5 protein-coding genes are annotated in these 11,833 nt (G+C 57.1%); 3 read left to right on the forward strand and 2 right to left on the reverse strand.

Annotated features, from left to right (window positions below):
- Positions 1-2: 2 nt before the first annotated feature.
- A complete protein-coding gene (gene glnE / locus GM154_RS02030) occupies positions 3-2,972 on the reverse strand; it encodes a bifunctional [glutamate--ammonia ligase]-adenylyl-L-tyrosine phosphorylase/[glutamate--ammonia-ligase] adenylyltransferase (RefSeq protein ID WP_219650783.1) in 2,970 nt (989 codons plus the stop codon).
- Between the two features lie 232 nt (positions 2,973-3,204).
- On the opposite strand from glnE, the gene aceE reads away from it, so the two are divergent.
- The 3 genes from aceE (at position 3,205) to GM154_RS02045 (ending at position 10,909) form a co-directional block, all read left to right on the forward strand.
- Positions 3,205-5,850: a pyruvate dehydrogenase (acetyl-transferring), homodimeric type gene (gene aceE, locus GM154_RS02035; RefSeq protein WP_122043458.1), complete on the forward strand. Its 2,646-nt coding sequence runs from the start codon at positions 3,205-3,207 to the stop codon at positions 5,848-5,850.
- Positions 5,851-5,877: 27 nt separating this feature from the next.
- Positions 5,878-7,872 (forward strand): dihydrolipoyllysine-residue acetyltransferase, encoded by a 1,995-nt coding sequence (gene aceF / locus GM154_RS02040; RefSeq protein WP_219650784.1) that lies wholly within the window; start codon positions 5,878-5,880, stop codon positions 7,870-7,872.
- A gap of 349 nt (positions 7,873-8,221) precedes the next feature.
- Positions 8,222-10,909 carry a bifunctional diguanylate cyclase/phosphodiesterase gene (locus GM154_RS02045; RefSeq protein WP_150348038.1) on the forward strand — a complete coding sequence of 896 codons (2,688 nt, stop codon included), beginning with the start codon at positions 8,222-8,224 and terminating at the stop codon, positions 10,907-10,909.
- Between the two features lie 56 nt (positions 10,910-10,965).
- On the opposite strand, the gene GM154_RS02050 is transcribed toward GM154_RS02045, so the two are convergent.
- Positions 10,966-11,811: a 23S rRNA (adenine(2030)-N(6))-methyltransferase RlmJ gene (locus GM154_RS02050; protein ID WP_219650785.1), complete on the reverse strand. Its 846-nt coding sequence runs from the start codon at positions 11,809-11,811 to the stop codon at positions 10,966-10,968.
- Positions 11,812-11,833: the final 22 nt, after the last annotated feature.

Raw genomic sequence — 11,833 nt, forward strand, 5'->3', positions numbered from 1 at the left:
CCTCAAGAATTCGATTCGTACTGCTGCGCAGCGAGTGGGTCGAGCGCAAGCGACTTCCAGATCCGCATGACGCCGTGTCGCTCGTCATGGAAGAGGCTGCCATCCACTACGCCTGCCTGCTTCTGCAGAGCCTGGCGGTGTGCGGCAGCACGGTAGGCTTTGTAAGCCTCTTGCAACAGATGGACATCTGGACCCGCGATCAATCCAGCCCGCTCCAGTTCTTCCAGAATGCGGATATTGTCGGTGAAGCGCAGCAGATCAGGATGCTGCCAGGACCAGACAAGAACCGCATATTGCACCATAAATTCAATATCGACGATACCGCCTGCATCCTGCTTGAGGTCAAATGCCCTGCCCGCCTCGAAGGCAATCGGCGACGATCCCCCGGAGGTAGCCTTGGTTCCCAGGTTTTCCCGCATCTTCATCCGCATCTCGCCGACCTCACGACGCAGTGTAGCCTCATCGCGACGCCGGCTCAGGACAGCAGCCCGTACAGCCTCGAACCGTGCCGTGACGACCGGACAACCGGCCAGCACCCGCGCCCGCACCAATGCCTGGTGCTCCCAGGTCCAGGCCTCGTTCTGCTGGTAGTGCTCGAATGCCTTGATCGTACTGACCAGAAGCCCGGCAGCCCCGGAAGGCCTTAGGCGCATGTCGACCTCATACAGCGTTCCGGCGGTGGTCGATGTGGTCAGGAAGTGGATGATGCGCTGTCCGAGACGCGTGTAGAACTGAGCACCATCGATAGGCTTGCCGCCATCCGTCTCGGCTAACGGATCACCATCGTGAACAAAGACAAGATCGAGGTCGGAACCGTGCCCCAACTCAATACCGCCCACCTTGCCGTAACCTATGATCACGAAGTCCGGATCACATGGCGACCCATCGGCACGTTGCGGACGGCCATGGCGCTGAACCATCTGTCGCCAGGCCAGCTCAAGCACTTGATCAAGAATCGCCTCCGCCATCCAGGTCAGGTAATCACTGACCTTCATCAAGGCTAGCGTACCTGCAATTTCAGACGCTGCCACTCGCAGTCCATGGGCGCGCTTGAAATGCCGGAGCATTTCCATCTGCTGCTCCAGATCATCTTCAGGGATGCGCGCCATCCGCTCCCGCAGCTCGGCGACCAGCTCAGGCTTTTGAGGTGGGCGATACAAGCGGCCCTCGTTAAGCAACTCATCCAGCAAGGCGGGGAAACGCGTGATTTGCTCTGCAATCCACACACTTGCACTGCAGAGCTGGAGCAGACGCTCCAGTGCTCCGGGGTTTTCCGTGAGCAGCACTAAGTATGCCGAACGCCTGGCGACGGCCTCGATCAATGGTAGAACGCGATCCAGGGCTTGGTCGGGCTCGTCATGAGAAACAATCTGAGTCAACAGCCGAGGCATAAAGGCATCCAACCGCTCCCGCCCCATTCGCTGCATGGTCCGAACCTGACTGCTGCTGCGTAGCGCACACAACCGTGACCAGGCTGACTCAGGACTGCTCAAGCCTGCTTCCTTCAACTGCTGGATAGCTGCTGCATCCTCAAGGCTGCCTTCCCAGAGGGGTAGCCACTCCTGCCCAATTTCTGACTGACTGTCCGCTCCCTCGTCCGGGTCAGCAATAACCTGCTGAAAATGCCAGTTGATACGGGTGCGCCAATGGCTCAGCCGGCTTAAAAAAGCAGTCCAGCTATCGAAGCCCATCATGAAAGCTACCCGCTCACGATCCAGCTCGCTGTCAGGCAATTTCTGTGTTTGTCGGTCTCCAATCGCCTGTAGCGCATGTTCCACGTAGCGGAGAAAGCAGTATGCCTCTCGCATCTCCTCGGCTGCCTCGGCGGGAAGATAGCCCAGATCCTTCAGTACGCTCAGGATTACCAGCAATGGGCGCTGCTGCAGGCTTAGCTCCCGTCCGCCATGAATCAGCTGATAGGCCTGTGCAATAAATTCCACCTCTCGAATGCCGCCTGCGCCCAGCTTGATGTTGTCATCCATCCCACGGCGCCTGACCTCCTGCTGGATCAGCTGCTTCATGTTGCGCAGCGCTTCAATCGCCGAGAAGTCCAGGTAACGCCGGTAGACGAAGGGGCGCAACATGCTGAGCAGTTGTGCTCCGGCCTGCTGATCGCCTCCCACAACGCGCGCCTTGATCATGGCGTAACGTTCCCAGTCCCGACCTTGGTCCTGGTAATACTGCTCCATGGCCGAAAAGCTCAGCGCCAGCGCGCCTGACGAGCCATAGGGACGCAAGCGCATATCCACCCTGAAGACAAAGCCATCTACGGTAATCGTATCAAGGGCCTTGATAAGCCGTTGGCCTAAGCGAATGAAGAACTGTTGATTGTCCAGTGCACGACGCGCCCCTACTGTCTCGCCACCTTCGGGGTAAGCAAAAATGAGATCAATATCGGACGAAAGGTTAAGCTCGCCCGCTCCCAGCTTGCCCATCCCCAAGATAACCATATGCTGCGGCTCTCCAGTCCGATGCCCCGTCGGGACCCCGGATTGACGGCATTGGTCCTTGTACAGCCATTGGTAGGCCTCATCGATACAGGCATCGGCCAGCTCGGTCAGGTCACGGCACGTCTCGAGCAGGTCGGCCTGACGTGTCAGATCGCGCCAGATAATGCGAACCTGGTGCCGCAGCCGAAAGCGGCGTAAGCGCTGTCCGAGTTGGTTTTCATCCGAACATCCGGCTAGACAGTCGGTCAGTTGTTGGTGAATAGTGCCGGCTGGCAGTGATCGCTCGAATAGGCCCTCGTCTGCCAGATCCAGCATTAATGCCGGATCGCGCTGAATCTGCTCAGCGACAAACTCGCTGGCTGCTATCACCCGTGACAGGTCGCTGCGCCGCGCTGGCGGCCATGCTGAAAAATATTGCAAACGTTCAGGCTGTGCGTTCAATGCCTCCATGAGGCGTGCCTGCGCACACCTTACAGGTTCGGCAAGTGAATCAGGAATAGCAGTGAGAGAAGGCAGGCTCATGGTCTATCCTGTGGAGTCAACGGCTGAGGAGAAGGTCAAACCGCACGACAATTTGTCGTTGTTTTATAACGGACATTGACCTGAGCAGCTGAAACGACCGTCGTTTTGTAGTAAAACTACACGCCGGCCGGGAACCACCCGGTCATAATCCAAGAATTCACGCTGCCCCCAAGAGGATGGCGGCGATACCGAGGCAACCGATTCTGGAAGCCTTTCCGCCCTGGAGCAAGCCATGCAAGACCTTGATCCCGTCGAAACCCAGGAATGGCTGGACGCCCTGGAGTCCGTACTAGACTGCGAAGGTGAAGACCGAGCTCATTATCTGCTGACCCGTATGGGTGAGCTGGCCACTCGGACAGGTACACAGCTTCCCTACGCGATCACCACCCCGTATCGCAACACGATCCCGGTTACCAAAGAAGTCCAAATGCCGGGCGACCTCTTCATGGAGCGGCGGATTCGCTCGCTGGTACGCTGGAATGCGTTGGCCATGGTGGTTCGTACCAACCTCCGCGACCCGGACCTTGGCGGCCACATTTCTACCTTTGCTTCGTCCGCTACGCTATACGACATTGGTTTTAACTACTTCTTCAAAGCGCCAACCGAAGAGCATGGCGGCGACCTGGTGTATTACCAGGGCCACGCTTCTCCTGGCGTTTACGCACGTGCCTTCCTTGAGGGCCGCCTGACCGAAGACCAGATGAACAACTTCCGCCAGGAAGTGGATGGCAACGGTCTGTCGAGCTACCCACACCCGCACCTGATGCCCGATTTCTGGCAATTCCCGACCGTATCCATGGGTCTGGGTCCGATCACAGCGATCTATCAGGCACGCTTCATGAAGTACCTGGAAGACCGCGGCTTCATCCCGGCCGGCAAGCAGAAGGTCTGGTGCTTTATCGGTGACGGCGAGACTGACGAGCCGGAAACCCTGGGCGCCATCTCTCTGGCAGGTCGCGAGAAGCTGGACAACCTGATCTTCGTGATCAACTGCAACCTGCAGCGTCTGGACGGTCCGGTTCGTGGTAACGCGAAGATCATCCAGGAACTGGAAGGCGTCTTCCGTGGCGCCCAGTGGAACGTGAACAAGGTTATCTGGGGTCGCCTCTGGGATCCCCTGTTCGCCCGTGACGAAAACGGCCTCATGCAGCAGCGCATGGATGAAGCCATCGACGGTGAATACCAGAACTACAAGGCTAAGGACGGCGCGTTCGTTCGTAAGCACTTCTTCGGCGCCAACCCTGAGCTGCTGAAGATGGTTGAGGACATGTCCGATGAGGACATCTGGAAGCTCAACCGCGGCGGTCATGATCCGTACAAGGTGTATGCAGCCTACCATCAGGCGGTCAACCACAAGGGTCAGCCGACGGTCATTCTTGCCAAGACCATCAAGGGTTATGGCACCGGTGCGGGTGAAGCGAAGAACATCGCCCACAACACCAAGAAGATCGATGTGGAGAGCCTGAAGAAATTCCGCGACCGCTTCGACATTCCGTTGAACGATGATCAGCTGGCCGACCTGCCCTTCTTCCGTCCTGCCGAAGACAGCCCGGAAATGAAGTACCTGCGCAAGCGTCGCGAAGCGCTGGGCGGCTCGGTACCGCAGCGTCGCACCACCAGCATCAGCATTCCGACACCACCGCTGGAAACGCTAAAAGCTATCCTGGACGGCTCTGGCGATCGCGAGATCTCCACCACCATGGCCTTCGTGCGCATCCTGTCCCAGCTGGTCAAGGACAAGGATCTGGGCAGCCGCATCGTCCCGATCATCCCGGACGAAGCCCGTACCTTTGGTATGGAAGGCATGTTCCGTCAGCTTGGCATTTACTCCTCCGTCGGTCAGCTCTACGAGCCTGTCGACAAGGATCAGGTGATGTTCTACCGCGAGGACAAGAAAGGCCAGATCCTCGAGGAAGGCATCAACGAAGCAGGCGCCATGAGCTCCTTCATTGCAGCCGGTACGTCCTACAGCACTTACAACCAGCCGATGCTGCCGTTCTACATCTACTATTCGATGTTCGGCTTCCAGCGTATCGGCGATTTAGCCTGGGCCGCTGGTGATAGCCAGGTGCGTGGTTTCCTGATTGGCGGTACTGCCGGCCGTACCACATTGAACGGCGAAGGCCTGCAGCACGAAGATGGTCACAGCCATATTCTGGCAGCAACCATTCCGAACTGCCGCACGTACGACCCCACCTATGCCTACGAGCTGGCGGTTATCATTCGCGAAGGCATTCGCCAGATGACCGAAGAGCAGAAGAACGTGTTCTTCTACATCACGGTCATGAACGAGAACTACCAGCAGCCCGCGCTGCCTGAAGGTGCCGAGGAAGGCATCATCAAGGGTATGTATCTCCTGGAAGAAGAAACCGGTGACTTCAAGCATCGCGTTCAGCTCCTGGGCTCGGGCACTATCCTGCGCGAAGTTCGCGAAGCGAAGGCCCTTCTGCGCGAACTGGGTATCGGTGCAGACATCTGGAGCGTCACCAGCTTCAACGAGCTGCGCCGTGATGGCCTGGCAGTTGACCACTGGAACCGCTTGCATCCGCTAGAGGAGCCCCGCAAGGCCTATATCCAGCAGTGCCTGGAAGGTCGTGAAGGCCCGGTCATTGCTTCTACCGACTACATGAAGCTGTTCGCCGACCAGGTTCGCCAGTGGGTTCCATCCAAGGAATACCAGGTGCTGGGCACTGACGGTTTCGGCCGCAGCGACTCGCGCAAGAAACTGCGTCACTTCTTTGAAGTGGATCGCCACTGGGTCGCCCTGGCTGCTCTGCAAGCCTTGGCCGATCGTGGCGCTATCGAGCGTCAGGTCGTAGCGGATGCCATCACCAAGTTCGGTATCGATCCGCTCAAGCGCAACCCGCTTGATTGCTGATGCCGACGGTGAAAAGGAGAAATTATTGTGAGTGAAACCATTCGCGTACCTGATATCGGCAGTGGCGAAGGCGAGATCATCGAAATTCTGGTCAAGGTGGGCGACACCGTCGAGGCTGAGCAAAGCCTCGTCGTGCTTGAGTCCGACAAGGCCAGCATGGAGATTCCCGCGCCCAAGGCCGGCAAGATCGCTGCGCTGCACGTCAAGCTGGGCGATACGCTGAAAACCGGCGACCTGTTGCTGGACATGGAAGATGGCGCATCGGGTGAAACCGATGCAGCCGAGCCCATGGCTGTTGCTGCAGGCGCTGCTGACGATGAAGTCGAAATGCCAACGCCTCCAGGTGACGAGGATCCATCCGCGTCTGCCAAGGAAGACGATCAGGCAGGTACCGGCGCCGCCCAGGAAATCCATGTGCCGGATATCGGCACTAGTGGCAAGGCCAACATTATCGAGCTTCCGGTCAAGGTTGGCGACCGGATCGAAGCCGAACAAACCTTGATTACGCTGGAATCCGACAAGGCCAGCATGGAGATCCCTTCCCCTGCCGCCGGCGTAATTGAAAGTATCGCCGTCAAGGTGGGTGATGAAGTAGGTACAGGTGACCTGATTCTGGTACTCAAGGGAAGCGGCAACGCTTCCTCTGCACCGGCTCAATCCACCAGTGACAAGCCTGCCGTGCAGGCAGCCGAGCCTGAATTGCACGAGACGGCCGACGAAGAGCCTGCTGGCGAGAGCACTGAAGAGATCAAGGTGCCTGACATCGGCTCGACCGGTAGCGCCAATGTGATCGAAGTGATGGTCAAAGCGGGTGACACGGTAGAAGCGGACCAGTCGCTGATTACCCTGGAATCCGACAAGGCCAGCATGGAAATCCCGGCGCCCAAGGCGGGCGTGGTGGAAAGCGTTTCCATCAAGGTAGGTGACCAGGCCAAAACTGGCGATCTGATCCTGACCTTGAAGGTTCAAGGCGCAGCACCGAAGAAAAAGGCTGAGAAGCCTGCACCGGCTCAGCAAAACGCAGCTCCGGCACAAAAGCAGGCGAGTCCAAGCCCAGCGCCGGCCAAGGCACCGCAAGCGCCCACGCCCACCGGCCAGCCTGGCAAGAAAGTGCATGCTGGCCCGGCTGTACGGATGCTGGCACGCGAGTTTGGCGTCGAGCTGAGCGAAGTGACGCCAACCGGTCCGAAGGGACGTATTCTCAAGGAAGACGTCCAGTCGTACGTAAAGGATCAGCTGCAAAAGAGCAAATCTGCTCCGGCCGCAGCGGCAGCTACCGGTGGCGCCGGAATTCCTCCGGTCCCGACCGTGGACTTCAGCAAGTTTGGCGAAATCGAAGAAGTTCCAATGACACGCCTGATGCAGGTAGGTGCTGCCAATCTGCATCGCAGCTGGCTGAACGTGCCTCACGTAACGCAGTTCGATCAGTCTGATGTCACTGATCTTGAAGCCTTCCGTGTGGGTCAGAAGGCTGTGGCAGAAAAAGCGGGCGTCAAGCTGACCATCCTGCCGTTCCTGCTCAAGGCCTGCGCCCATGTGCTCAAAGAGCTGCCGGACTTCAATGCCTCGCTCGCACCCAGTGGCAAGGCCATTATCCGCAAGAAATACGTGCACATTGGCTTTGCCGTGGACACGCCGGATGGGCTGCTGGTACCTGTCATTCGCAACGTCGATCAGAAGAGTCTTCTGCAGCTGGCTGCCGAAGCCGCTCAACTGGCTGAGAAAGCACGCAACAAGAAGCTTTCCGGCGATGACATGCAAGGGGCCTGCTTCACGATCTCCAGCCTCGGTCATATTGGCGGCACCGGCTTCACGCCGATCGTCAATGCACCGGAAGTGGCGATCCTGGGCGTATCCAAGGCCACCATGCAGCCGGTATGGGACGGCAAGGCCTTCCAGCCGCGCCTGATGCTGCCGCTTTCGCTCTCCTATGATCACCGCGTGATCAATGGCGCTGCTGCGGCCCGCTTCACCAAGCGCCTGGGCGATCTGCTGGCTGAGATTCGCGGCCTGCTGCTGTAAAGAGACGATGCCGGCCTCTGCCGGCAACCGTCTGGCCGATGAAATGCTCGGTCATCTGAAACCCTGCCACCCCGGCAGGGTTTTTTTTAAAGAATTTGACTTGCTGGATCGATAAAGCTTCTAAGTAGAAAGCTGCTGTCTGTTTTATCGAGACGCTTGTCAGTGTGGTTGGCTTGATGCACCCTTGCTCCCTGAAAGGACTTATGGATGCCTCGTTCTGGCGGAATCCAGAAGACAGTCACTGCAAATAAAACCGGATTGGCTTACTGTACGCCCTTTCGTTAAGTCGACTTGGCATAACCCATAAGTACGCGCCCCTTATCAAGGGCCGTTGGAAGCGAACCGCCGCATGAAGATTCATCCTGATGCTGCCAGTCTCTCAGTGGCCGAGGTTGCTACGCAGCCGCCTGTGCCCGCACAGCTGGGGATGTTGCGCTTCGAGCGGCTCAATGAGCCCAGCTGGGCGCTGCTGGATCTAGACCAGGCATGTGAAAAAAGTCTGGGGCTGCCTGCCTATGAGCTTTGCTCGCTTCTCGAGTCGCCTTACGCCAGCCTCATGGAGCCTGCGGCACGCTATCACCTGCACGATGCCATACAGCAGCAATTACTCAAGCGCCGCCATTACGTCATTCGCTATACCCTGCACGCACCGGCAGGCGCGACGTCAATGGTTGAAATTGGCGAGGCAATCTCCCGCCATGGTCGTGAAATCCTGCACGGCTACCTGATTCCTGTGGAGCTGGCTTCAGAGGCCGAGCGACTGACTACTACGCTGATGGCGCAAAACAGGGATCTTAAAGCCTCGCTGGATCTTCTTGAGCAGTCCTGCGTACAGGAACAAGCTCGTGTTGATCGGGTAAGAGCACACCGCAATCTTTTGCTTGAATTGACACAACACGCCTACAGCTCCAGCGACCCGCGTCAGGAAGCGGCCCAACTGATCACTCGTGCGGCCAGTGAAACCTGTAGCGTGAAACGAGCCAGTGTGTGGCAGGTGGGCGAAAACCATTTACGCCCTGTCTACACTCATGGCGAATCTCCTAATACGTTGTCTGTCTCCTCTTGGTCATTGGATGACTTTCCAGCGTATGTGGAGGCGCTTCATAAGGCCCGATCAATCGATGCGCAGGATGCTCAACATGATCCTCGTACACGCGAATGGACCAAGCCATATCTGCTCGCTCATGACATTCGCTCGCTTCTGGATATCTGCATACGTGTAGATGGCCGGGTATTAGGCATCCTTCGCCTTGAGCAAACCGGCCAGCCCAGAATCTGGCAGAATGATGAAATTGCGTTTGCCTGCGAACTGGCCGATCAGTACGCCAAAGTGCTTGATAGCCAGGAGCGCCGCAGTGCCACCCATGCCCTGCATCTGTTCCAACGGGCGGTTGAGCAGAGCGCCAATGCTTTTCTGCTGGTCAATCGCAAAGGGGAGATCGAATACATCAACCCCAGCTTTACAACCATTACCCAGTACACTGCCGAAGAAGTCTGCGGTCAGCCCATCAGTGAGCTACCGGCATTGACCAACTGGTCAGAACTCCTGCCCGACGCCTATGCAGCTCTGGAAAAACAGAACAGCTGGCAAGGCGAGCTTCGCTGCCAGCGCAAGGACCAGATCTCCTACTGGGGTCATCTTTCGCTCTCCAAAGTCTACTCAGATAACGGTGAGCTGACCCACTACATTGGTATCTTCGAGGACATCACGCAGGCAAAGCTGACCCAGCAAAACATGGAAAAGCTGGCTTATCGTGACAGCCTGACAGGGCTGGCCAATCGTCACTATTTCATTGATCGCCTGGAAAAACGGCTGGCAGGACGGGAGGATATCCATAACTGCCTGATGCTGATCGACATTGATCACTTCAAACGAATCAATGACAGCCTGGGCCATGAAGCTGGCGATAACCTGCTGGTTAGCCTGGCCAGACGCCTGCAAAGCTCACTGGGGCAAAGTACGCTGATCGCACGGATCGCCAGCAATGAGTTTGCCGTGCTGCTTGAGCAGATGGATGCCCAGGAAGGTCTGGATGTCGCGAGCGCGCTGCTAAGCATGCTCGAAAAGCCCATCTATGTTGAAAGCCAACCGACGCTGGTCAGTTGCTCGATTGGCCTGACCGTCACCCCTGATCACGGCAAGGACTCGCAGACACTCATGAAGCATGCCGGCCTGGCGTTGCACAAGGCCAAGGCCAGCGGCGGAAACCGGGTACAGGTCTATACACAATCGCTGGTGACCGAAGCCAGTCACAAGCTGTTCATGCAGAATAACCTTCGTCGAGCCCTCGAACTCAACGAACTGGAGGTTCATTACCAGCCAAAGATCTGCCTCAAAAGCGCCCAACTGCTGGGGCTTGAAGCGCTGTTACGCTGGAATCACCCCGAACGAGGCATGATACGACCCGATCAGTTCATCAGCGTGGCGGAAGAGACCGGTCTGATCATCCCGATTGGTAAATGGGTCATTCGGGAAGCCTGCAGGCAAATCAAAGCGCTGGATGCCGCTGGCCTGGGCCATTTGCAGATGGCGATCAACCTTTCTCCCAAGCAGTTCACTGATCAGGAGCTTGTCAGCTCAATCAGAAGCATTCTGATTGAAGAGCGCCTCCCTCCTCATCGCCTTGAACTTGAACTGACCGAAAGCCTGCTCCTGGATGCAACCGATGAGACACGCCAGCAGCTAGAGGAAATGAAGCAAATCGGGCTCAGTCTGGCCATGGACGATTTCGGCACAGGCTATTCTTCACTCAGCTACCTCAAGAAATTCCCGATCGATGTCATCAAGATCGACCGAAGCTTTATCAAGGATATTCCAGCCAATCAGGACGATATGGAGATCACGTCGGCCGTAGTGGCCATGGCCCACAACCTGCGACTCAAGGTTGTGGCTGAAGGTATCGAAACGACACAACAGCTGAGCTTTCTACGTCGCCATCATTGCGACGTAGGCCAGGGTTATCTGTTTGACCGTCCCATTCCTGGTAACGAGCTGCTTGATAGCCTTCGTCGCTATCTGAACCTTAACAAGATCTAGTCGCGCCGCCTGTTGTAAGGCCTTGGAATCGAGGAAGGTAGCCAACCCCGGCTACATCAGGTGCTTTTTTCCTCGATCAACCAGTCCAGCTTCCAGCTAGGCTGGCTTTGTCCCAGTTGTTTGGCAAGCCAGGGCAAAACGCTTCTGAGTTCGTCTTCCAGACCCCACGGGGGGTTGGAAATCACCATACCAGAGCCATTGAGCCCCACAGGATTGTCGGCGGGATGTACCCAGAGTTCGGCACGTAGAAGTTTGGGTGCATTACTCTTTTGCAGATCCTGATAAAACCGCTTGAGCTGACGCTGATCCTTGATGGGATACCAGATAGCGGTCACGATCTGCCGCATACGGGCAATGCTTTCCTTTAATGCCATTGAACACCGCTCAAACTCGTCCACCTTTTCAAAAGGCGGATCGATCAAGAGCACAGCGCGTTTCTCCTGCACGGGCAGCAGTGCTTTGGGTAACAGCCAGCCGTCCCGATGATGAACAGCGATCCGTCTTTCTTGCCCCATGTTTTCCTTGAGCAGCAGAGCATCTTCAGGATGCAGTTCATTCAAGTGCAAACGATCCTGAGACCGGGAAAAGCGCCGAGCGATTTCGGGTGACCCCGGGTAGAAGCGCAACGCCCCATCACTATTAAGAGCAGCGACAGCCTCCTTGTAAGCGACAAGCGGATCAGGGAGGTCTTTCGCCTCCCAGAGTCGGCCTATCCCATCTTGCCATTCACCGGTACGGCTAGCCTGATCTCCCAGCAGATCGTAAAGCCCTATGCCCGAATGTGTGTCCAGATAGGCGTAGGGTGTTTCCTTGCGCCCCAGCAACATCAATACGCGAGACAGTACAAAGTGCTTCAGCACATCGGCATGGTTTCCGGCATGGAAGGCGTGTCGGTAATTCATGATTCGCTCCTGTGAAGGCGCG

This window comes from Pseudomonas sp. MAG002Y (genome assembly GCF_019400845.1).
Taxonomy (GTDB): Bacteria; Pseudomonadota; Gammaproteobacteria; order Pseudomonadales; family Pseudomonadaceae; genus Chryseomonas; species Chryseomonas luteola.

Bases quoted from the DNA above. Each gene is read 5' to 3' on its own strand.
- glnE (WP_219650783.1), bottom strand. From the start codon at position 2,972: ATGAGCCTGCCTTCTCTCACTGCTATTCCTGATTCACTTGCCGAACCT.
- GM154_RS02050 (WP_219650785.1), bottom strand. From the start codon at position 11,811: ATGAATTACCGACACGCCTTCCATGCCGGAAACCATGCCGATGTGCTG.
- aceE (WP_122043458.1), top strand. From the start codon at position 3,205: ATGCAAGACCTTGATCCCGTCGAAACCCAGGAATGGCTGGACGCCCTG.
- GM154_RS02045 (WP_150348038.1), top strand. From the start codon at position 8,222: ATGAAGATTCATCCTGATGCTGCCAGTCTCTCAGTGGCCGAGGTTGCT.